This is a genomic window from Okeania sp. SIO1H4 (genome assembly GCF_010672695.1).
Taxonomy (GTDB): Bacteria; Cyanobacteriota; Cyanobacteriia; order Cyanobacteriales; family Microcoleaceae; genus Okeania; species Okeania hirsuta.
The window spans coordinates 1-23,932 of sequence record NZ_JAAHGB010000022.1 but is presented as its reverse complement, the minus strand read 5'-3'; the positions used below and the strand labels follow the sequence as shown (position 1 = coordinate 23,932).

General features: G+C 36.6%; 18 protein-coding genes and 1 pseudogene. 11 read left to right on the top strand and 8 right to left on the bottom strand.

The window, feature by feature from the left end:
• Window positions 1-346: 346 nt before the first annotated feature.
• Entirely contained in the window at window positions 347-1,162 is an 816-nt protein-coding gene (locus tag F6K06_RS16560; RefSeq protein WP_124144110.1) for an RNA-guided endonuclease TnpB family protein, read from the bottom strand.
• 86 nt (window positions 1,163-1,248) lie between these two features.
• Complete coding sequence (locus tag F6K06_RS16555; RefSeq protein ID WP_124144111.1) at window positions 1,249-1,470, bottom strand: element excision factor XisH family protein; 222 nt, start codon at window positions 1,468-1,470, stop codon at window positions 1,249-1,251.
• A 654-nt stretch (window positions 1,471-2,124) separates the two neighbouring features.
• Here F6K06_RS16555 and F6K06_RS16550 point away from each other — a divergent pair.
• Window positions 2,125-3,018, top strand: a complete 894-nt coding sequence (locus F6K06_RS16550; protein ID WP_205127303.1) for a prohibitin family protein — start codon at window positions 2,125-2,127, stop codon at window positions 3,016-3,018.
• A 193-nt stretch (window positions 3,019-3,211) separates the two neighbouring features.
• Here the strand turns inward: F6K06_RS16550 and F6K06_RS16545 are convergent, their stop codons facing one another.
• Together F6K06_RS16545 and F6K06_RS16540 are read right to left on the bottom strand one after the other, a co-directional pair.
• Complete coding sequence (locus F6K06_RS16545; RefSeq protein ID WP_124144112.1) at window positions 3,212-4,294, bottom strand: ATP-dependent 6-phosphofructokinase; 1,083 nt, start codon at window positions 4,292-4,294, stop codon at window positions 3,212-3,214.
• A 939-nt stretch (window positions 4,295-5,233) separates the two neighbouring features.
• Window positions 5,234-6,157, bottom strand: a complete 924-nt coding sequence (locus tag F6K06_RS16540) for a nucleoside hydrolase (protein WP_124144113.1) — start codon at window positions 6,155-6,157, stop codon at window positions 5,234-5,236.
• 145 nt (window positions 6,158-6,302) lie between these two features.
• Here F6K06_RS16540 and F6K06_RS16535 point away from each other — a divergent pair, with 145 nt between their 5' ends.
• From F6K06_RS16535 to F6K06_RS16520, 4 genes are all read left to right on the top strand, one after another.
• A complete protein-coding gene (locus F6K06_RS16535; protein WP_287242176.1) occupies window positions 6,303-7,217 on the top strand; it encodes a 2OG-Fe(II) oxygenase in 915 nt (304 codons plus the stop codon).
• Between the two features lie 767 nt (window positions 7,218-7,984).
• Complete coding sequence (locus tag F6K06_RS16530; RefSeq protein WP_124144115.1) at window positions 7,985-8,185, top strand: hypothetical protein; 201 nt, start codon at window positions 7,985-7,987, stop codon at window positions 8,183-8,185.
• Window positions 8,186-8,940: 755 nt separating this feature from the next.
• The gene (locus F6K06_RS16525; RefSeq protein ID WP_287242177.1) at window positions 8,941-13,350 is read left to right on the top strand and encodes a GUN4 domain-containing protein; all 4,410 of its coding nucleotides are present in this window, start codon (window positions 8,941-8,943) and stop codon (window positions 13,348-13,350) included.
• A 1,304-nt stretch (window positions 13,351-14,654) separates the two neighbouring features.
• The gene (locus tag F6K06_RS16520; protein ID WP_287242179.1) at window positions 14,655-16,094 is read left to right on the top strand and encodes a sodium:solute symporter family protein; all 1,440 of its coding nucleotides are present in this window, start codon (window positions 14,655-14,657) and stop codon (window positions 16,092-16,094) included.
• Between the two features lie 106 nt (window positions 16,095-16,200).
• On the opposite strand, the gene F6K06_RS16515 is transcribed toward F6K06_RS16520, so the two are convergent.
• Window positions 16,201-16,935 carry a DUF4058 family protein gene (locus F6K06_RS16515; protein ID WP_124146839.1) on the bottom strand — a complete coding sequence of 245 codons (735 nt, stop codon included), beginning with the start codon at window positions 16,933-16,935 and terminating at the stop codon, window positions 16,201-16,203.
• An 84-nt stretch (window positions 16,936-17,019) separates the two neighbouring features.
• Window positions 17,020-17,202, bottom strand: coding sequence for a hypothetical protein (locus F6K06_RS16510; protein ID WP_124146838.1), 183 nt, complete (start codon window positions 17,200-17,202; stop codon window positions 17,020-17,022).
• Window positions 17,203-17,402: 200 nt separating this feature from the next.
• On the opposite strand from F6K06_RS16510, the gene F6K06_RS16505 reads away from it, so the two are divergent.
• From F6K06_RS16505 to F6K06_RS16485, 6 genes are all read left to right on the top strand, one after another.
• Window positions 17,403-18,818: an ATP-binding protein gene (locus F6K06_RS16505; RefSeq protein WP_124146837.1), complete on the top strand. Its 1,416-nt coding sequence runs from the start codon at window positions 17,403-17,405 to the stop codon at window positions 18,816-18,818.
• Window positions 18,811-20,349, top strand: a complete 1,539-nt coding sequence (locus F6K06_RS16500; protein ID WP_287309088.1) for a tetratricopeptide repeat protein — start codon at window positions 18,811-18,813, stop codon at window positions 20,347-20,349. Before F6K06_RS16505 ends, F6K06_RS16500 begins: the two co-directional genes overlap by 8 nt.
• A 254-nt stretch (window positions 20,350-20,603) precedes the next feature.
• Window positions 20,604-20,816 carry a type II toxin-antitoxin system HicB family antitoxin gene (locus F6K06_RS16495; protein WP_124146835.1) on the top strand — a complete coding sequence of 71 codons (213 nt, stop codon included), beginning with the start codon at window positions 20,604-20,606 and terminating at the stop codon, window positions 20,814-20,816.
• The gene (locus F6K06_RS16490) at window positions 20,809-20,961 is read left to right on the top strand and encodes a type II toxin-antitoxin system HicA family toxin (RefSeq protein ID WP_240039137.1); all 153 of its coding nucleotides are present in this window, start codon (window positions 20,809-20,811) and stop codon (window positions 20,959-20,961) included. The genes F6K06_RS16495 and F6K06_RS16490 overlap by 8 nt, the downstream gene beginning before the upstream one ends.
• Window positions 20,940-21,032 (top strand): hypothetical protein, encoded by a 93-nt coding sequence (locus F6K06_RS33995; protein WP_240041671.1) that lies wholly within the window; start codon window positions 20,940-20,942, stop codon window positions 21,030-21,032. The genes F6K06_RS16490 and F6K06_RS33995 overlap by 22 nt, the downstream gene beginning before the upstream one ends.
• Window positions 21,033-21,209: 177 nt before the next feature.
• Window positions 21,210-21,905, top strand: coding sequence for a Uma2 family endonuclease (locus F6K06_RS16485; protein WP_124146834.1), 696 nt, complete (start codon window positions 21,210-21,212; stop codon window positions 21,903-21,905).
• Window positions 21,906-22,443: 538 nt separating this feature from the next.
• Here F6K06_RS16485 and F6K06_RS16480 read toward each other — a convergent pair.
• Both F6K06_RS16480 and F6K06_RS16475 read right to left on the bottom strand, forming a co-directional pair.
• The gene (locus F6K06_RS16480; RefSeq protein WP_124146833.1) at window positions 22,444-23,454 is read right to left on the bottom strand and encodes a dihydroorotate dehydrogenase-like protein; all 1,011 of its coding nucleotides are present in this window, start codon (window positions 23,452-23,454) and stop codon (window positions 22,444-22,446) included.
• A gap of 146 nt (window positions 23,455-23,600) precedes the next feature.
• A pseudogene (locus F6K06_RS16475) lies at window positions 23,601-23,932 on the bottom strand (hypothetical protein); the annotation flags it as partial.

Genomic DNA, 23,932 nt, shown 5'->3' with positions numbered 1-23,932 from the left:
AATTACTTAGGAGTCAACCCACCCCTCGCCCCTCCCCCTCCCAGGAGGGGTACTCATGAGAACTGAGTCAGGAGGGAAGAAAGAAGAAGAAACAGCAGTATAAGGAGAAAGTTTTTTGAACGCCCTCTCATCCGGACATGATATCATACCTCAAATCACCAACGCCCCAATTTCATATAGAAGCCATTTGATATCTTTGCAAGCGGTACGGGTTTTTGGCACAGGAGTCAGGAGTCAGAACTCAGGAGTTCGAGAAATAGAATAAGGGGAAAAGGTGTAAATTTGCCTCCAGATTCACCATCTACCCACACTCCCCCTATATTTTTAAATAGAACCCAAATGGGTTCTATAATGGAACAGCGGTGCGACCCCACGTCGGCGACAGACACAAGTGCTCGGAACCCGGCGTTTTGCTCCGCAAGATGTTTGCGCAGTACTCGGTAGGAAAACGCGCAAGCGTCCCGTAGGGAATAGTTTCCTCCCCATGAGAATGCCAAGTAACAGAGAGAATGCGCACTCCTGTGAGAGAACAGGGAATAGAGGTATGTCCTACTAATAATGTACGAAATTGTCTCCAGCCTAAATCACTAATAGCTCTGGACAATTTCCGATTTTTCATCATACCTGAAACGTTTAAATCTTCCAGAATAATTGTTTGGTTTTCACGAATTATTTCTGTGGATAATTTATGCAGGAAATCTGTTCTAGTATCTTTTAATTTACTATGTTTGCGCAGCATTCCGAAGGAAAATTTAGCTACCCTGAGTCTGGCTTTTTCATATTGTTTAGAACCATTACTTTTTTTTGATAATGATTTACTTAATTTTCTATACTTTTTAATTCGTTTTTTTAATGGTTTTGGTGCATCTACTTTTTTACCATTGCTGAATAATGTAGAAATGCCTAAATCTATGCCTACTGATTTGCTGGATTCTGGTAGTTTTTGTGGTTGAATTTCTACTACAAAACTCAGAAAGTATCTATGGGCTGAATCTTTGATTACTGTTACTGATGATGGTTCTCCTGGTAAGGGTCTTGACCACACTACTTTGAAACAACCTATTTTGGCTAAGTATACTTTGTCTTCATGTAGTTGAAATCCTCTTAAGGTAAACCTGGCAGTTTGTTTTGACCTGCGTTTTTTGAATCTGGGAAGTTTAATTGCTTTACCTTTTCTTTTACCCTTAGTTCAATTAAAAAAGTTTTGGTAAGCCTGGTTTAAGTCATTTAATGATTGTTGTAATGGCACTACAGACACTTCTGAAAACCATTCTCTATTTTCTGTTTTTTAGCTTGAGTAATAAAGAGTTTTTGTAGTTCAGATTCAGCACCAAAAAGCTTTTCAGAACCCAGATCGACATACATATCAACTCCAGCAAATTCTATGTATAGAGGGTCGTCGGTAATAGTCCAGCCTTCTTTAATTAAGGCGTTTTTGACAGCATCATGGAATATATCTTGAGCTGGCATAATTATATATTAATACTTGACAATTATTTGATACTATTATTATATCTGAATTTGAGGTTTTACCTATCGGTCAAATATTATTTAAAAATCAACGACTGAGTTTAATAACTTTTGATGCTAAACAGGAGGTTATTTGTTCATGGATACCATAAATAATTATCATCAAATTATTACTAAAATCCTGGGAGAATATGCTAATGAGCCTGTCAACTAATTTTATAATCCTTTTATGGTAAGACTTCTAAGTCCTTGCCTAGAAAATTATGCTATACCTTTGATCAACTATTTTTAATAAATAGTGAAAGCTGAAATGGTGTAAATTCGTTATCTAGTTTGTGATTGCAGAGAGCTTGGCACACTCATAACAATTACTCTAGTTTTACGCCTAATATAACTGCATATCCTCCTTAAAACTGGAAATAGAGTTATATAGAACTTATCAATTGAAACTATAATACTAGAGTTTAGTCCCAAACTCCAGGTTGAAAAATGGATGAGGTTAAAATACTTTGCAAATCACCATTCTTTATACGATAAATCGACGTGCGGAATTTGTATTACTAATAATGGAGAATAATTTAATGGAGATTGAAAAGTCCAAAAACAGTCGAATGAAATTTCTTCAAAATGTAATCACTGAAAATATTTTACTTTATGAATAAACCACCAAGACAAAAATTTCCTCCTCCTAGAACATTAAATACTTCTAAGTCTATGCTCAACGTTGAAAATCCGATAAAAATTGGTATCGCTGCTTTACTGGGATTATTTGGTATAGTGATGCTCCGCAGTACGTTCTTAATTCTTCAACCTGGTGAAGCCGGAGTTTTGCAGGTACTCGGTTCTGTCCGTGAGGGAGAGCCTATGCGTGAAGGACTTCATATCATACTTCCTTTTGTCTCTAAGGTTAACAAGTACGACATTCGGGTGCAAAAACACCAGATTAATGGCTTGACTGCAGCCTCTAAGGATTTACAAGATATCACCGCCGAGGTTGTGGTAAATTATCAAGTACAACCCAGTGAGCTAGTAAATATCCTGCGTGATGTAGGAACCCTTGATAATGTTAAAGAGAAGTACGTTGAACCTCAAGCGCAGGAAGCCTTTAAAATTGCTTCAGCTAAATTGAAAGCTGAGGAATCTGTGACTAAACGAGAAGAGTTGATGGAGACTTTTAATGGTTCCATAATTGAGCGTCTCCAGAAATTTGGTATTAGGGTAGTTGCCACTGCCTTAGTTGATGTGGATTTTTCTCCAGAGTTTTCTAAGTCAGTTGAGGAAAAACAAATCGCGGAACAGAAAGCTCAAAAAGCCAAATATATTGCTCAAGAGGCCGAGCAAGAAGCGCAAGCAATGATTAATCGTGCTAAGGGAAAAGCTGAGGCCAATCGTCTAGAAGCGGAAAGCTTGAAAGCACAGGGTTCTGAATTAGTCATTCAAAAACTGTTCCTAGAATCATGGGATGGTAAGCTTCCTTTGGTGATGAGTGGAAATGAAGATACTCTTCTGCTCGATATGAACAAGCTAGTGGATAGTGACAAGAGATAAAAGACGAGACTGTGCCAAAATGGGTTTATTGTACGCGCTCGGAATTAGGCGTAAAACTAGAGTCATTGTCATGAGTGTGTCAAGCTCTCTCTTGATTTACCTTTAATAATATCTTAATTCATAGCTTGATTCACCAACGCCTGAAATTAATATCCATCGGGTAGGAAAAGACTTTCCCACCCAACTTTTAACATTAATCTCCCAAACAAATACCTATACTCCGAGCAGTTTTAACTAAAGTATCATTAGGATCTACCGCTCTGTACTTAGAAATCGCATCTGCAATTGGCACAGCGATCGCCTGTCGATTTTGCCAAGTTACTACATGGTCATATTTTTCTTCAGCAATGAGGTCAACTGCTGCTACCCCAAAAGCTGAAGCAATTAATCGGTCTGTCGGGGAAGGTATGCCACCACGTTGAATATGACCTAAGACGGTGACGCGAGTTTCTGCACTACTACAAGCAGCAAGTTTATCAGCTAGATATTGCCCAATACCACCAAATCTAGATTGACCCAAAGAATCATTAGTTGTGACTGCTTCTCCTGTTTCAGTACGCACTGCTTCTGCGACAATTACCAAAGAGTAATTTTTGCCTAAATCTTGGCGTTTGCGGATGTAGTCACATATTCGCTCTATTTGGTAAGGAATTTCGGGAATCAATATTACATCTGCACCACCTGCAATACCAGCATTGAGAGCAATATGTCCCGCATCTCGCCCCATTACTTCCAGAATCATAACTCGACTATGACTAGCAGCAGTAAAATGTAAGCGGTCTAGTGCTTCTGTGGCAATTTTGACAGCAGTATTAAAACCGATAGACAATTCAGTACAGTTGACATCATTATCAATAGTTTTGGGAATACCCACTAGATTCAAATTTCCCTGTTGAGCAAGTTTACGGAGAATAGTTAGACTACCATCACCCCCGATACCAATTAAAGCATCAAGCTCTAATAAACGATACCCTTCAATAATTTCCTCAGAGCGATCGCGCACAGTTCCATCTGGCATCGGAAATCCAAATGGATCGCCCTTATTAGTAGTTCCTAAAATTGTACCACCTGCTGTGAGTAAGGGGTCGATTTTTTCAATTTCAAGTTTGATTGCTTTTGGTGGACGTTCCATCAATCCCAGGGTAGCTTGCTGAATGCCAAAAACTTCCCAATTATAAGTTCCAATTGCGCGATATACTACCGCCCGAATTGCTGGATTTAAGCCTGCACAATCTCCTCCACTGGTAAGGATGCCAATACGTTTGTGTTCTACCATAATTATGATTTTCTCTACAATAAAGAACATAAATTTGTAACAGTTTCTACTCTGAAGTTGAAGCTGTCTATCGGATTTTACCAGTCAATTGTCAGTATTTATATTTATAGGATTTTTCAGTTGGATGATAAAAGGTTTTTTGGTGGTGGTGCATTGTAATGGTGGTCTATTGTAATTATTTTTTCAAGGACAAAAGCAGTGGGAGCATCTTGCTCCCTTGCTTGTATCTTATATCATGTCCGGTAGCATCGGTATTGTATAGCAAAGGTAGGCAACAGGCAACAAACAGGAAGGCAATTGAGCAAGAAAAAAACTTAAATTTCCTGTAGATATCCACGCTAACTTTTACACAAACGATACCAACGGACATGATATTACTCCCATGAAGCACCGTTGTTTATCCTCATCTACCATTACCGGAGTAGGACTAGCGGTTTTTTGATGGAGTTATCAAACAAGTTAAATTAATTCACCAGCTAAAGTTAAAATTTGACCATTTGCGCTCGGTAGTAGAGAAGTGAGCAATTTTTTGTTTTCAAATAAAGAACCGATCAAATTAATTTAATACTATAGAAAATATAATTAATTCATAAATTAATTTATCTTTATTCGGTGTTGGTGATTTGAGGCATGATATCTTGTCGGGATAAGAGCGAAAATAAAAAACTTTCTCCCTCTACTACTCTTTCTTATTTCTTTCCTCCTGACTCCTGAGGACTGACTCCCATCCTGGGAGTGGGTTTACTCCTAAATAATTAAAATTAATATCATACACGCGCTTCACCAATGCCCTTTATTCTTTATAGATTTAATATCCTCTAGTTTATCCGGTATCTAAAATTGGTTGAGGTTTGTAGATGTGGAGTGGCTTATATTAGTATTGCCATTCACTTTTTTTCTGTTTCCAACTTCGATCTTTCCTGTTTCAAATTTAAATTTTTACCGCGCCCATTGTTGGAGAATATAACGATAAAAACTCTCTGTATCCACTCGTTCCATTGCCATAATTTTCCGCCCACCAGTTTCTACTTTTATGCGACCTTGACTCACTCCTTTTGTAATAACTGTAGTTTCCCATTCTTTTAGTTGATAAAATTCTGGATGTGCTAAATAAACAGTTGCTAAAATATCCCAAAAATAATAATCCTGAGAAATTGCCAAAGCATAACATTGTCCGGCAAAATCAGAGATCGGATATTTTCTTTGCTTGCCTAATTTACGAGAAAACTCAGAAGTTAGGGGTACATTATTAGTAATATCTAACGAACAAAGTACTATTGGAATTTGAGTTTGCCAAACCCTTTCAATAGCAAATGGGTCCCAATAAGCATTCCATTCTGCGGACATATCTTGACCTGGTTCCATATCTTTACTCACATTTCCCGGTACATTTAAAGCACCACCCATCCAAACAATTTCTTGAATTTTTGACTCAATTTCTGGAGCAATATCTAAAGCTACAGCAACAGTTGTTAAAGGACCAGTTACCATTAATGTTACAGGTGCTGGTGCTGATTTTAAAACTCGTACCATAAAATTTTGACCAGGTTCTGAAACTAAAATAGTATCAATAGTTTCCTTCTCATTTAAAATCGGAAAATGGTCTACAGCAAAAGAATCTCTTCTAAATAAAACTGGAAAAGGATTAACACCACGCACTGTGCTTTCTGCCACTGGAACATCAGAACATCCCATTAAATCTAAAATTTTTCGAGTAGCATTAATTGCAGGTTTAATATAACAATCAGCAGGGGTGACAATTACTCCTAAAGATTGAACATTTTCCATGGTCATTAGTAAAACAGTGGAGAGAAAATCATCTACAGCACCATCATGATCCATCAGTACAAGTTTTTTGGACATCAACATTAAAGATTAGATTTCAATTAGAATTATATGTGATATTCAGATAAGTTTAGGAATGTTCATTGAGATTTTATCTAAACCAATGAGATCAACTATTAACAGAAAACGTCATCAAACCTTTAGTAAATAATTGAGTTGAATTATGTACACAGAATCATCAGCAAGGAATAATAATATTAACAACAATATTGTGCCAGTAGAAAGAGTAAATAAATTACTGTTTCAGTCAATTGATACTTTAGAAGAAATTCTCAAAAATCAACAACTTCCGGCACAAGAACGAGCAACAGTAGCCCTGAAAATTCTAGAAATGACAGGTATTTTGTCTCAAACCAACCCTCGATCACCAAGTACATTAATATCTGATGCTCAACAACAAATAAACCAATTAAATACAGATAATTTAACAAGAAATATTTCTGCTTATACACCTAAAATAGCACAAGTAAAATCTACATTTTTACCTGCTGTTCATGTAGAACTTCAAAACTTTTTATCTCCCGAAGAAAATCAAAAAGCTATAGAAATTGCCATTCAAAAACGCGACCAATATATTGAATCAACCACTACCACTAAAGCAGATCGATATCGGCAGTCTTATGTACTATTTTCACAATACTTTCCCGAATTAGCAGAACTTATTCAGAGCAAAATTTTACAAACCTTGCCAGAAGTATTAGCTCAACTAAATTTTCGTCCTTTCGAGATATCAGAAATTGAAGCGCAACTAACAGCACATAATGATGGATGTTATTACAAAATTCATAATGATGCGGGTAGCGAAAAAACAGCAAGTAGAGAAATTACTTATGTATATTATTTTTATCAAGAACCCAAAGCTTTTTCTGGAGGTGAGCTAAGAATTTATGATACTGAATTAAAAGCTGGTGGAGCAATAACTCATGAGAATTTTCAAACTATTACCCCTGCTAATAATTCCATCATCTTTTTTAACAGTCGTTGCAGACATGAGGTAATGCCTGTAGTTTGTCCATCAAAAGCATTTGAACATAGTCGGTTTACAGTTAATGGTTGGATTAGAAGATTAGTAGCATAAATAGTTATTTTACTGAAGTAAAGCAGGGAATAGCGGTGCGACCCAGTGTCAGCGACAGACGCATCTGGTAGCGGACTTTTGTGAGGGAACAGCAGGAAAAACATTTCCCCCTATTTGATTGATCATCACTCTATACCCTAATGTCCTAAACAACTAGTTCTTTGCTGTACAAACAAGTTTTTTGTCTACTCAGTCATCATGCAATATTCCCTCTGTATCAATCAGGGGGAATATTTTTTTTCAGTTTTGCCAACTATCTAGAGACTATAAAAAAAAGCCTACCATAATATTAACAACTCCAAAAAAGTGATGTACTGATACACGATATGCTAATTGCTATAACTTTTATCATATTAATGATATACAGTATTTTTTTCTACTTATTACTTTCTAGAATTTTGTATCTCACCAATTTGATAATTACTATATAGCGTTTCTGAAGAAGCCTTAGGTACAGTTTTTTTAACTGTTGCCTACTCCCTAGAATTTTATCTCTCACCAATTCGACAACTTCTATATAAGAATTACATACAGCTTGAATATTTCTCATTCCGTAAAGGAAAAAATACTATATATTGCGTAAAACCGTATTTCTTAACTGAAGAATAATTTATACAACGACATTAATAATTAAATAAAAAATTATTCTGATTATTTTTGTCATAGACATCTATTTGCAATGAATTATAAATATACCTCTTGATAATTTTTTGCTTCTACTACACCTGAATTTAAAGTTTCATTTTTGTGATTGAGAGGTGATTGTTATGTACAATAAAAATGATTTAATACTATCTATATTGACATTAATTGTAGTAGTAACAATGGGATTGCCTACTATAGAAATTAACAATAATTTGGTAGAACGATATTCTGATGAATTAGGTGAAGAAATTTTTCATCACTTTGTGAGTTCTTCTGATGAAGACCCTCCTGTTCCCTATAAAGAAGGAACAACCCGTGGCTAAATTTAGCAGATAATTTCATCAAGTTAAATTTGAGGATTTAGATATTTATTAAGAGCTGATTTATAAAGTAAATTTTACAGCGCTTTTCAAATGGATGAATCACATAATCAAAAACAAGCCCAGGCTTTACCACTACATTGCGCAGGTCAAAGGAAAGACGTGAGTCGCAAGCAAATACCCTCCCGAAGCACTCATTAAACTACGCTCTAGGCTGGAATGGAACTCTTGCCAGAGCGTTCGCGGGAGCGTCGCGCACTAATTGAAGAAGCTTCTGCCAACTATGGTGTGTCATATCAAATCCCCTGACTTCGGAGTAATTTGAAGAAGGAGACAGGAGACAGGAGACAGGAGACAGGAGACAGGAGGAAAATTACATGGGGATTCGCTCCCCCAAGTAATTTTGAACACCCCCGTTGACGGTGGGGTATTAAACCCACAAAGAAAATGATAATTTCTAGCGTCAGTAAGGGCAAACAGCCGTTTGCTTCTATAATATTGACTTTTATTACTAAATGTTGAATTATACCAATGCTACCGGATTTGATATCAGTGGATACTCTATATCCTAGCTTAGGAAGACAACAAAACCCAAAGCAATTCAGCGTTCCGACAAAGTAAAAGACTTACTAAAATTAAAAAGGGATAATTTTGAGGTTTTTAGGGGCGATAATGTTGTGCTTTGCGATCGCTGTTTGAGATCTGCCAAAATAGATAATGTATTTTGGAGATAATTTCTCGAACTAGCTTCTGACCCTATGAACTTAGACCCAAATTCAATATACTCTTATCAAGTCGGCGGTAGTCTACCTGTGGATGCTCCCACTTATGTCCAACGACAGGCAGACGAGCAACTTTTTGATGGCCTAATGATGGGAGAGTTTTGTTATGTCTTAAACTCCCGCCAAATGGGTAAGTCTAGTCTGCGAGTCCAAACTATGCGACGTTTACACGCATCTGGGGTTGTTTGTGCCGCTATAGATTTAACGGCCATCGGTAGTCAGGATATTACTTCGGAACAGTGGTATGCGGGAATAGTCTATAGTTTGGCCAGTAGTGTAGACTTATTGGATCGGTTTGATATTTTGAGTTGGTGGAGCGATCGCTCTTTTCTTTCTGCTTTACAACGTTTAAGTCATTTTATTGAGCAAGTTTTACTGAGGGAAATTCGGGAAAGTATTGTAATTTTTATTGATGAAATTGATAGTATTCTCAGTTTGAATTTTAATGTTGATGATTTTTTTGCTTTGATTCGTTTTTGTTATAATCAACGGGCTGAAAATTCTGATTATCAACGTTTATCTTTTGCTTTATTGGGAGTGGCAACACCGTCTGATTTGATTAAAAATCGGCATATTAGTACGCCTTTTAATATTGGTAAAGCTATTGAGTTAGAGGGGTTTAATTTTGATGAGGCTAAACCTTTAGTTGCGGGTTTTTCTGGTATTTTTAATGATGGTATGGCAGTGTTGAAAGAGGTATTAAATTGGACTGGTGGGCAACCATTTTTAACTCAAAAAGTTTGTCAAGTAATTTTATCTTATTGTAGAGAGGTTAAGTTTAATATTTCTAGAGAAAATGAGGTAGGGTTAGTGGCAGAAATTGTTCGGTCACAAATTATTGAAAATTGGGAAGCAAAGGATGAACCTGAACATTTAAAGACTATACGCGATCGCTTACTTTACGGCAGTCATAGTCAGGGTAAGTTACTATTATTATATCGACAGATATTACAGCAGGGAAATATTAAGGCGAATCATCAACAGTTTCATAGAGAATTACGACTGACTGGGGTGGTAGTAAAACAGAAAGGAAAGTTAAGGGTTTATAACAAAATTTATGCAGAGGTTTTTAATCTGAATTGGGTGGAAAATAAATTACGCGAAGCAGGTTTAGTTTTAGAAGAAAAAGTAGAGGCAGTATATTCAGAGACTGAAATTAAAGAGATTGATAAAATTACGAATGATGCTTTATCAGAGTTTGAATTTAATCAAATAGAGGCATTAATTCTAGCAATACAGGCAGGACAGAAGTTAAAAAAATTAGTTTTGCATAATTTGTCTTTAAAAGAATATCCGACTATCGCCCCAATATATACTTTACAAAAAACTCTTGCTCAGATTAGTCAAAAAAATCAATTTATTAGTCATCAAATTGGAGTTAAAGATATCAACTTTAGCCCAGATGGAGAATATTTAGCTATTGCAGAAATCAATGGCACAATTTTATTACAGCAATTATTAAATCCCCACTCAATACAACTAAAAGGTGACGAAAATGAAGTTTTGTGTGTGAAATTCAGCCCCAATGGTAAACACTTAGCAACAGCAGGAGAAGAAGGCATAATTCGAGTTTGGAATTTACAAGGTCAACAGATAAATCAGTTTAATGGTAATCAAGGTGCAGTTAATGAAATTAGATTTAGTCTAGATGGAAAATATTTCGCAACAGTAGCAGAAAATGGAGTACAACTCTGGAATATTTCACGGCAAACGCATTCGCGATCCGGAACATCATCCCTCAAGCAACGAAATATTCATTCAAGTTGGAAAACTACTGTAAGTTTTACCCGCGATGGTGAATGTATTGCAGTTTCAGTCAGAGAAAATACAGTCAGACTGTGGAAGGGATTAAAACGACAACCTACAGAATTGAAAGCAAATTACATTGAAGAGTTTGGTCTGACAAATGTAAAAATGAGTTGGAGCGGAGAATATCTGCTTTGTATTGGTAAAAAAGGAATTTTGCGACTCTGGGATTTTCCCAAACGGCGGTTTTTTGATTGGGAAACCGAGCAAACAGAGATTAACAATATTTGTTTTAGTCCCAGCGACCGCTATATTGCTACAGCAGGAGCAGATGGAATCACCAAAATTTGGGAATTATCTGGAAATTTATTAACTCAGTTTCATGCTGACCGTAACTCAGTTACAGCTCTCAGTTTTACTTCTGACGGAAAACAAATTGCCACGGTGGGTGCTGATGGCACAATTCGCACCTGGAATATATTTCCAAAACAACAGACTCAATGGAAAACTCAACAAGGCACAGTTTGGTCTGTTAGTTTCAACCTCACGGGAAAAATAGCTACGGGAGGAGAAGATGGCAGCGTCAAAATTTGGAATTTGTCTGGTCAAATATTACATCAGTGGAAAAGTAGTCGAGGTAGACTTACTAGCATCAGTTTCAGTCCAGATGGCAAATACCTAGCCACAGCAGGGCGTAATAATATTTCAATTTGGAGTGAAGAAGGGCAACTTATCAGTCAATGTAACCCCCATCAAGACCTCATATTAGAAGTAAAATTCAGTCCCAATGGCAAATCCCTAGTAGCAGTGGGAGCAAATGGCACAGCTATATTACGCAACTTGGAAGGAAAACAACTGGCAGTATTAAAGCGCAGTAATCGGAGAATTATTGCCAGTGTTAGTTTTAACTCAGAAGGCGATCGTATTGTTACAGGTGGGTGGGATGGAAAGGTCTGTATCTGGAATCTGTCTGGGCAACTTTTAGCACATTGGGATGCTCATCGGGATAAGGTCAGGAGTGTGAGTTTTAGTGCTGATGGGGAGCAAGTTACTTCTGCGGGTAGGGAGAAGGTGAAAGTTTGGAATATATCTGGGCAACTTTTGACTGAGTGGAGCGTGCATCAGGGAAAATTGGTGGATGTGTGTTTTAGTTTGGATTGGCAACGAGTGGCAACGGTGGGAAGTGACTATACTGTTATATTGTGGGATTTTTCTGGGCGCAAATTAGCACAGTGGGATACTCCAGAAATGGAATTAACAAGTATTAGTTTTAGCAATGATGGTAAATATTTGGTTGCTGGTGGGAAAAATAGTATGGTTTGTCTATGGCGAGTTGAAGGTTTGGATGAACTTTTGGTGCGGGGTTATGAGTGGTTACAGGATTATTTTGTTACTCATCCTGAAGAATTGGAAAAGTTGGAGGTATCTGAGAATCAAAATAGTGTGGTTGAAAATGTCGATGTAAGTAATGTTGTTTCTCTAGGAATAGATAGCTCACCCGCAGATATTCCTGTTAGTGTTAGTCTTCATTCTAATTATGAAATTAACTATATTCGGTTACGGGATTTATTATCCGCAGGAAAATGGCGAGAAGCAGATTTAGAAACTACTGCTATTATGCTGAAAATAGCTGGTAGAGAATCAAAAGGTTGGTTAAGAGGGGAAGATATTATCAAATTTCCCTGTTATGACTTATTTACAATAGATAACCTGTGGGTGATATATAGTAATGGTAAATTTGGCTTGAGTATTCAGAAAGAAGTTTGGCAAAATTGTGGTGCAACTCAAGATAGTAGTTATCAAATTAACGATCTGGAAATTTATAATAATTTCAGTGAAAAATTAGGCTGGAAAATAGGAGATAAACTTTTAACTTATGAGGAATTGAATTTCGATATAAATGCCCCCAATGGTCATCTCCCTGGAGGAATATTGAATTGGTTATGGTTTAGTTTTTATCTAGGAAAATCTAATATTTTCAGCGAGGAAACTATTTTGTGGGATATTATTTCTGCTATAGCAATGAAATTAGATATCTGTCAGTCTGACAAATTAGTAAAAATTTATCAATCTGATGAAGAAGGATTTTTAGGTGAATTTTTAGTACATGACAAAGTAGTAAAAATTTATCAAGGTGATATTACTAATTTAGAAGTAGATATTATTGCTAGTAGTATAGGTGGTCTAGTGTATGACCGAATTCGACAAATTACTGGGGAAGATATTTGGAAAGACATGATGAAATTGAGAATAGAAATGAGGAATTCCACTTTGTCATCTTTCAGAGATGTAGTCATAACAAACGCTGGCAAACTCCAAGCGAAAAAAATACTTTATGGATTATTAATAAGTTCACATGAAGAGGTAATTCAAGAACTACTTTATACTTGCATGAAAATCGCTCATAAACTCAGTTTTAAAACAATTGCTTTTCCTTTATTTGGCAGTGGAGTAGGTGTTTTATCTGCTCAAAAAGCTTGGCAAATTATCTTGTCACAAATAATCAAAAATTTATCTGATGAAAATCAAACAGTCAGAGAAGTTACTATCTGTATATATAACCGAAAAATTGTAGAAGAAATTGACGTTAGAGAGACACTAAAACAAATTCAAAACTTAGGTTGGGAATCGTTATTGTAATGGTTAAAAATTACAGCAGTTTTCTAGTTGATGAGGTACAAAGTTTTATTGCTCTAGGGAACAGGCAACAGGGAACAGGCAACAGGGAATATAGGAATAAATAGTCTTATAGCTGTACCTTACTATGCTCAAAAGTGCTGTAATATAGCAGGGAACAGGGAACAGGGAACAGGGAACAACAAACAAATGAATAAAAATTATGGCGTTGCACAGTGACGAATGATTTGAGATTTTTGATTGAATTGGATTGTGGATTTGAGAATTGCTAGAATGATTAATTAATGGTTTTTTTTTAGTCAAAATCTCAACCAATTTTTGGCAATATCATTCCATAATGTGCAACCCCAAATTTCCGGCATTGCACAGTGACGAATGATTTGAGATTTTTATTGAATTAAATTTTGGATTTGAGAATTGCTAGAATGATTAATTAATGGTTTTTTTTAGTCACAATCTAAACTAATTTTTGGCAATATCATTCCATAATGTGCAACCCCAAATTTCCTGTAGATATTCACCCTTGATTTTACACAAACGATACCAGCGGACATGATATTATTCAGCAAACCCTAGATTAGTCTTAAACTGTACCTAACGATCCTGAAATTTTCTGTATTCTTTTTTAAAACTGGTATAATACCAATTTAATAAATGTTTGCTACAAATAGCTAGGCTATTTTTTATGAGTTATATCATGTCCGGATAATTAGTGATAAAAAAACTTTCTCCTTCTCCTGTTCTTCTTCTTCCTTCTTCTTTCTTCCTTCCTGACTCCTGACTCCTGACTCCTGACTGCTCCGTCATTATTTATTTATAACTGTTCAACCGGACATGATATTAGGAGTCAGAATGAATAGTTTCAATACCAGTTTTGAGGTAGGAAATTTTCTTTTTTGTCAAAGGGACATTTCCTGAATTTGTGTTTTAATCGCACTTATTATTCGTAACATTCTTTTTTAACGCTGAGAAACGCGATATTATCAATCCACTCTTTTTCGATACCCAACTAATATTTATTGCTTCGGTATTCTCTAAAAGAATACAATATCCAACAACTCAAATTAAGATTACTATATGAAAAACCTAAACATTTTCAACTCTGCCTATTTCTGGTATTTCTGCTTTACCGTAATTTTCTTCCTCTCCCTAGATTTTTGGTCATGGAAGCAAACAATTTCCTTTTCAATTCTCCATCTACCAACATGGGTTTTCTATTTTATTGCTTTACAAATTATTCTCGCTTGTGCTATTTTTATTTTCTCTCAAACATTCTGGAAAACTGAATCTAAAAAGGAGAATAAATCGTGAGAGAAAACCTAATTCCCTACTTAATCATCAGTATCTATTTACTCTCAACTCTAGCCATCGGAATTATAAGTTATCGCAGCCAAGAAAATACTCCAGAAGATTACTTCCTCGCAGATAGAAAAATTAATTCCATAGTTTTATTTTTCACTCTCATTGCCACAAATTTTAGTGCTTTTACCTTCTTAGGATTTTCTGGTGCTGGTTATCGTATTGGTATCAGCTATTATCCCATGATGGGATTTGGTACTGCCCTAGTAGGAATTACATTTTATTTGATCGGTTATAAAGTTTGGCTTTTAGGAAAAGAAAAAGGCTTCATTACCCCATCAGAATTAATTGAAAGTCGCCTCCCTAGTCAACCACTAAAATTATTATTTTTAGCAGTAATGATAATTTTTACTATACCTTACTTAACCCTACAACCAATCGGTGGAGGTTATATTATTGAAAATTTAACTAACGGGCAAATTCCTTATTTTTGGGGAGCAGCTTTTTTAACCTTTATTATTGTATTGTATGTGTTTTTAGGAGGCATGAGAAGTGTAGCTTTAACCGATGTTTTGCAAGGAATTTTAATGTTAGTTTTAATGATAGTAGCAGTAGTAGCGATCGCTCAAAGTCTCGGAGGTTTTTCTGAAGCTAATCGCACTGTCTATCAACTAAAACCAGAACTTTTCTCTCGCTCTGGAATGAATAATTTTTTCACTCCCCATAAATGGTTTAGTTATATGTTTATTTGGGGTTTAAGTGTACCGATGTTTCCCCAAATGTTTATGCGATTTTATACTCCTAAAACTGCTAATTCCCTCAAAATTTCTGCTAGTTTATATCCCTTAATTACTGCCTTAATATTTATTTGTCCTGTTTTAATCGGAATGTGGGGTCATATTAACTTTCCCGACCTAGTAGGAAAAGAAGCAGATAAAATTTTTCCCATGATGTTAGGAGAATATACATCTACTGGCATTGCTTCATTAGTAATGGTAGGTGCCTTAGCAGCATTTATGTCAACACTTGATTCACAACTTTTAGCATTAAGCTCCATGATTACTAGAGATATTTATATTATTTATATTCGTCCCCAAGCTACTCTTGCAGAACAAACTTTTGTCGGGAAAATATTAATTGTTATTTTAGCAATAATAGGTTTAACTCTTGCAGCAAACCCCCCAGCTACAATTGCAGCGATCGCCACTCAATCTTTTACAGGTTTAGCAGTATTATTTCCCACAGTTATTGCTGCTTTATATGGAAAAAATATTTCACCTATTAGCTGTATAATTTCGATTATTTTTGGAGAGATAGCAGTTATTGGTTTTCAGATAGGTATGATTCCTCAAAGTTTTACTTTAGGATTTTTGCCCGTGGTGCCGATAGTATTAGTTTGTGCATTAATAATTGTAGTCGGAAGACTAATTAATTTGCCAAAAAATTAGTCTATAACAGGGAACAGGAATGACATTTCTTTTATCCTTTGTATTATTATCTTAATCCTTGTTGTTGGAACCAAGTATCTGCCCAAGCTGCATCATTTTCTGATAATTATGGTACTGGTTTTTGAGTGTAATCTATTTTTAAATCGTAACTGCCAACATCATAAATATTATTTAATAAAGCTTGTAAATCTATAATTGGTTCAGTATCTTCTGGGCGTAATGGTAATGGAAATTCAGGGATTTTATTTTGGATATTAAAAGCATATAGATCGGCTCTTGGTCGTTGCTTTCCGCGACTCACTAAAATCTGATAATGACTTTTACTTTTATGATCTAAAATAGGCATTCGTTGACCGCGACGCAGTAAATATATTTCGATAAAATTAGTCAAACTATCTAAAATTTTTTCTCGTTTTTTTTGATATATTTTTCTGCCTTTTCCACCTCTTTTATTAGAAGGAGATAATATTTCTATGGTGGTTACAACTTCCTTGGTTGCTACTTCTTGAATTTCCAAATATCCTTGGCGAATAGTTATTGGTATTGGCAGAGTTACTGTTATAGGTTTTGTGGAAGTTGCTGTTGCTGTAACCTGAGATTCTGTATAATTTGATTCGTTAGTTTGGTTTTTTTTTGACAGGACTGAAACATCAGGAAGACCTACAAGTAAAGATTCTGTATCGTTGTCTTCATACATTCTGACTTCTACAGAAACAAAATATTTTGGACGTAGTTGGGGAGATAATAATTGAGCAAGATTGCTAATTAAAAAGAGATGTAATCCCGACCATAAATCGGGATGTTCTAAATATGGGTCCATACCAGGAAATGGAGATGGCATTAATTTTTCTCCTTTGGTCGTTATATCTTTAAGGGGTAAAGGGCAGTTTGCCCCTACATTATTACATTTCTATCAGACTTGATATTATTTCTTCTTTCGACTTTTTAGAGTAACTAGCAAAACAGGGCGTAACACCCAGAGTAGAAAAGCAACTGCTATAATAATAGCGGTTGGACTATTTCCATGCTCTAATAACGGATTTAGATCTATGGGTAAAATATTTGTGCTAGGTTGACTGGTGCAAACTATATCTTCTTTAGGAAACATTTTGGTTTCTCCTATTAGTTACATTTCTATCTGAACATGAAATTTTTGTACTTTAAGCAAAGTTTTGACTCACCTTAGAAAAAAGTTTTAGTTCACTACTTTTGCCTTGAAAAAAAAGTGAGCTAAAACTGAAACTTAGCTGAATAAAAAATTTACTTTAGAAGATATAAAATTTACTTTGAAGATATAAAAATATAAATATGGCTGTTACTCTCAGAGCTTCTAAAGAGGGGCTACAAAAGGTTGATATAGCTAGAAAAAAGAAAGGTTGGACAAAAACAGAGGGTGCTTGGTGCGGACTAGCGCTAACTTCACAAGCAACTTTAAAACGTTTTTGGCGCAGTCTTCCCATTGAGCGAGATACTTTTATTGGTATTTGTGAGAATGTAGGGATTAACTGGGAAGAAGTTATGGACAACGCTCCTCCCTCACCTCAAAATTCCACTGTTGAATTTTTTTCTTATGATGATGTTTGGGTGGGTAGAGAAAACCTGATAGCTGAATTAACTACAAAAGTTAAAGAGTCTTGTCGCTTAGTTATTCTGGTTGGTATTAGTGGTATTGGTAAGACTGCTTTGGCAGAAAAGTTGGCGGTGGAGCTACACCAAGAATTTTTGCAGGGAGACTGGAGCAAGTTTCGCCAGGAAAATTTTGATAATGAGCAAGAAACTAAAGATTTTCGGAGTGTTGCTCTCCGGTGGTTGAAAAAGTGGGGAGTGTCTCTCAGTGAAGATGATTATCAATATGTGGAAAGGTTACTCTCTAAATTAGTTAATCGTTTGCGGCAACATCGGTATCTGATAATTATTGATTCTCTGGAAAATATTTTGGTGGGAAATGAGGAAGAGGGATGGAGTGATTTTCAGGATGAGTTGTGGGTGAGATTTTTTGAGCAATTTTTGGCTGCTCCAGAATGTCAAAGTCGCATTATCTTGACTTCCCAAGATTTCCCTGGGCAAATTCCCGAACGTTATCAGAATTTCTGGGTGTCTCAACCTTTGACTGGTTTGAGCAAGTCGGAGCAGTTGCAGTTGTTCGAGAAAACTGGGTTGGAGGTTGAGGAAAATTCTCCTAACCTACCTTATTTACAACGTATTGGTAATGCTTACGAGGGTCATCCTTTGGCGTTGCGGGTGATTGCCGGAGAAATTGGCAGCAAACCTTTTAATGGTAATGTGGTAGCTTATTGGAAAAGGTATGGTAATGAAATTGAGGAGGTGGAAAAGGGTATTGAGGAGGCTAAAAGTAAGGGGATAATTGGTGCTGATGATAGGTTTCGGTTAAACAGATATACTCGTGACTTGCGGAAAAAAGTCAAGTTGCGACTGGATAAGACTTTTTTCCGGTTGCAGAAAGATGCGCTTAATGCTTATCGGTTGATTTGTGCTACTGGAATATATAGATGCGAGGTGCCAGAGAGTTTTTGGTTGAATCATTTGGAAGACTGGAGTTGTAGTAAGGATGAGCAGGAGGTGGCGTTGCTGACTTTGCGCGATCGCTTTTTGGTTGAGGAAGTGGGAGTTGATGAAAGTGGTCAGTTTCTGCTGAGACAACATAATTTAATTCGTAGTGTGTCGTTGGAAAATTTAAAGAGGTTGGATGGGGAAAATGGTTGATTTATCTAAGTCGGGGTCGAAAGTTGAAAGCGATCGGGTAGGAAGAGTTAGTTTGCCTCCTGCTGATTATGTCTTGGAATTATTGAAGCTTGACGCAGATGCTTTGAAGTTAATTGAGCCACCTTCTAAGCGTCACCAATATCGGGCAGTTATTAATTGGGTGACTAACTACAAATGTCCGCCAGAAGTAAATGAGAAATTAGAGGTGGTGAAAGGCTATCTGGAAGCATTTTATCATCTTTGTGAAGTGGAAGACTGGGAACGAGCAAAGCAAATTCTTAATATTAAAGTACCGCCAGTTGATGAATATTTAGACTCTCAACTAAGGAGTTGGGATTACTATGAGGAATGTATTCACATCTACAGAAGACTATTAGGTAAATTAGATCAATATTGGGAGAGTATTTGTTTAAATGGTTTGGGTATTGCTTACTATTTCCTAGGAGAATATCACAAAGCTATCGAGTATTTTCAGCAGAGTTTACAAATAGCCAGGGAAATAGGCGATCTTTTAACCGAAGGTAAGGCTTTGGGGAATTTGGGTAATGTTTACGATTCCCTAGGAGAATATCACAAAGCTATAGAGTATCATCAGCAGAGTTTACAAATAGCCAGGGAAATAGGCGACCGTTCTGGGGAGGGTAGTGCTTTGGGGAATTTGGGTAATGTTTACTATTTGCTAGGAGAATATGACAAAGCCATTGAGTATTATCAGCAGCTTTTACAAATAGCTAGGGAAATAGGCGACCGTTCTGGGGAGGGTAGTGCTTTGGGGAATTTGGGTAATGTTTACTATTTGCTAGGAGAATATGACAAAGCCATTGAGTATTATCAGCAGCTTTTACAAATAGCTAGGGAAATAGGCAACCGTTCTGGGGAGGGTGCTGCTTCGGGGAATTTGGGTCTTGCTTACTATTTGCTAGGAGAATATGACAAAGCCATTGAGTATCATCAGCAGTCTTTACAAATAGCCAGGGAAATAGGCAACCGTTCTGGGGAGGGTAGTGCTTTGGGGAGCTTGGGTAATGTTTACTATTTGCTAGGAGAATATGACAAAGCCATGGAGTATTATCAGCAGAGTTTACAAATAGCGAGGGAAATAGGCGACCGTTCTGGGGAGGGTATTGCTTTGGGGAATTTGGGTAATGCTTACTATTCCCTAGGAAAATATCATAAAGCTATCGAGTATTATCAGCAGGATTTACAAATAGCCAGGGAAATAGGCACTCGTTCTGGTGAGGGTCATGCTTTGGGAGACTGGGGAGAATCTCTGCTCAAGTTAGAAAAGTATACTGAATCTCTGGAATATTCACAAGCAGCATTAGAGATATTGAAGCAGATAGGAGAGCGTCATTACCAAGCAAAAGTTCTCAAGAATATAGCAGAAACCCATCAACACTTAGGAAATTTAGATGCAGCACGACAGTATTGCGATGAGGCGATCGCTATTTTCACAGAATTAGGAGTGCCAGAATTGAAAGAATGTCAGGAGTTGCGGGAGGAAATTCACAAGTCTAGTAGGGTGTGTTAGCGAAGCGTAACGCACCGAAATATTTTGGGCGGTGCGTTACATTTCATTTTCATGTCACGCAGTGAAACGCACCCTACTGGACTGCTTTTCCCAATATTGATGGTAAAATCTTATTCTGCAAAAAAGAATCCTCTGCACAGAAGAGCGATCGCGTCAGCGGAACGGAGTTCTATCGCTCCTCATTTCCTCTCTTGCCAAAACTGCTCCTTTTAAGTATCCTACTATAGACAAAACCACTTCCCCAAAAAATTCCCATGAAAACAAAAAGCTTTACTGCCATAGTTTACCGAGAAGAGGATATGTATATAGCTGAATGTCCTGAAATTGGTACAGTTGACCAAGGTTCCACAATTGAAGAAGCACTAGCAAATCTTAAAGAAGCAACAAGACTATATCTCGAAGAGTGTCCGCCATCGGACGAGACAACCCCAAGATTTGTTACCAATATTGAGGTTAGTTATGCCTAGACTGCCAAGAATTTCCAGCAAAGAAGCAATTCGCACCCTAGAGCGTCTGGGTTTCCAGCAAGTCAGACAAACAGGTAGTCACGCTTCAAAAAACCCTTACCAGATGGAAAAATTGTTTGTGTCGTGCCACTGCATAACGAATTAAAAATTGGTACTCTTAGTGGCGTTCTCAAACAAGCTAAAATTACCCCGGATGAGTTTATCGCAAATTTATGATGGACAGAAAAAAAGAATTGATATAGACAGACGCATCCAAAATGGTGCATGATGACGAATTGTTAAATGCTTTCCACAGTCTAAATTTGATCCGTAAATACACACCCTACAAATTTTTCTATAATCATCAAATTATTTACTAAAATTAAACAATTCAAATGTCACAATCAAATTATTATGGTAAACTACAATCCACTACTCAACCTACCATCAAGTGACGAATTACCTGATTCAGACGACAAACCCGTTGATCGCGAAATACAAATTCTAATTCCTAACCTGCTAATGTTAATTTTAAATCAGTTATGGGGCGATCACTCTGATTGGTTTTTTGGCGTAAATATGGGAATTTTCCACACCACCGGGTCAAGTCCTAGAGTGGCTATAGTTCCTGATGCTTTGCTCAGTCTGGGAGTTCCACGACTCAAAAATAATAAATTGCGATCCTCCTATGTTCTTTGGGAGGAAAATTATGTTGTTCCGATACTGGTATTGGAGATTGTTTCTAAAACTTATGGGGGTGAATACAATGAAAAAATGATTGATTACGCTCGGTTGGGAGTATTGTATTATGTCATCTATAACCCAGATTATACCAAGCGAGACAAACACGAACAATTTGAAGTGTATTACTTGGTAGATGGAGCATACCAACGTTTAAAAGGAAATCCCGTGTGGATGCCAGAAATTGGTCTGGGGATAGGAACTGAAGTTGGTAATCATTACCGTTCCGAACAAGAGTGGTTGTATTGGTATGACTCTGAAGGGAACAGGTTTATGACCCCAGAAGAGGAAGCACTTCAGGAACGACAAAGAGCTGAACGACTTGAACAAATGTTGCGTTCCCTTGGTGTTGATCCAGAACAGTTGTAGCTATATCTTAAGTCATATCATGTCCAGCAGCATCGGTATTTTCAATAATTGATAATTGATAATTAGGGCTTGCTGAATAAAATTGTAATCAATGTCTTTCAACAATTAATAATGAATAATTACCTCTTCTTTTCAAGGAGAGGATTGACTAATAATGAAAAATTTTTTTTATTATCCCCTTAAAAGGGGAGGCTTTAAACCACAATTTTTCGGAAAAGGTTTCTAGGGTTTTTTATTTTGAAAAAGTGCAAGGTTTTTGGCTGTTGTCGCCTCAAAATGCTAGTACTTTTCCCCTGACTATCAGAAAATTTGGCCGTAGTAGATAGTCTAAACTGTTGCCTCACAGGAGTGCGCTACCAGGTGCAACTAGCCTCCGGAGGAGGAGCTGCGCTAACGTCGTCGCGGGGTCGCACCGCTGTTGCCTGTTCCCTGTTGCCTATCATCACCATTAGACTTTTTCAGCAAACCCTAATTACCTCTCCCTAATTATCAATTATCCATTATCCATTATCCATTATTGAAACCCTACTACTGCTAATTAAACCAAACTCTGAGCTGGTTTATAACTTTGAATGGCTTTCATATATTGCGCCCTTTCAAATTTACTCTCATCAGGACAATTAATTTGACTCATACTACCGCGCATCTGTGCTATTGATTCATATTCATGTTCTTCCATCCAATGAATCATTTCATTTTCGATAACTTGAATATGATTAATTCCATGACGTAATAAAGTACCTACTAGCTGAGTTACATTCGCACCTGCCATCACCATTTTAATCACATCTTGCCCTTTTTGTACGCCGCTAGTTGCTGCAAAATCAACTTCTAATCTACCGTACAAAATAGCTATCCAACGCATAGGTAAACGCATTGCTTGTGGCGTACTTAATAACACATTAGTTACAACTTCTAGCTCTTCAATATTAATATCTGGCTGATAGAAACGGTTAAATAAAACTAATCCATTTACCCCTGCTTCTACCAACTTTTTCGACATATTTGCCATGTTACTAAAAAAGGGGCTAAGTTTAATAGAAACCGGAATATTTACCTCAGATTTAACAGCTTGCAGAATACTAATATAATTCTGTTCTACTTGTTCCCCAGTCATATCCATATTAGTAGGAATATTGTAGATATTTAACTCTAAAGCATCTGCACCAGCAGCCTCTAATTCTTTAGCATAATGAGTCCAGCCACCAATGGTTGAACCATTTAAACTGGCAATAATTGGCATATTTACCATTTTTTTTGCCTGACTAATATGCTTTAAATATTCCGAAACACCGACATGAAATACTTCTGGTTCGGGAAAATAAGTTAGAGCTTCTGGAAAACTTTCTGTGCCGTATTCTAAATGATGTTGTAATTCCAAACGTTCTTCACGAAGTTGTTCTTCAAATAAAGAATGTAAAACTACTGCAGCAGCACCAGCATCTTCCATCCGTTTGAGATTATCTAAGTCTTCGGTTAAAGGTGCAGCAGCTCCTACAACTAATGGGGAACGTAATTGTAATCCTAAATAATTTGTCGTAATATCCATAATGTTTAATTCAAAATTCAAAAGTCAAAAGTCAAAAGCGAAAAAGGCGTAGAAGGCGTAGGTTGGGTTGAGGAAACCCGTTAGCGCAGCTCATCCGTAGGATAAACCCAACAAACACCTATTCGGCATCGAGCTACTTACAAATTCTAGCCCATAAATTGTAAGGTGCTGTGAGGAAAAAGCCAGATCTTTGCGAATCCCAACACCGAAAAAAATAGACCAAAAAAGATTACTAAGGCTGCAGCAATACGGTTCAAAACAACCAAATACATTTGGTTTAAGACTTTTTTCAGAAAACTGAGGAAAGTCACTAAGATTAACCACCAAAGGGCTGAACCAATGAAAATACTGGATAGGATTACAGTTAATAAAAAAACTTCATTATAGTCAATCATATTAAAAATTTCTGACTCAGTTATTAGGATACTCGCTACGATTATACTTTTAGGATTTGTTAGGGCAAAAAGTGTCGATCCTA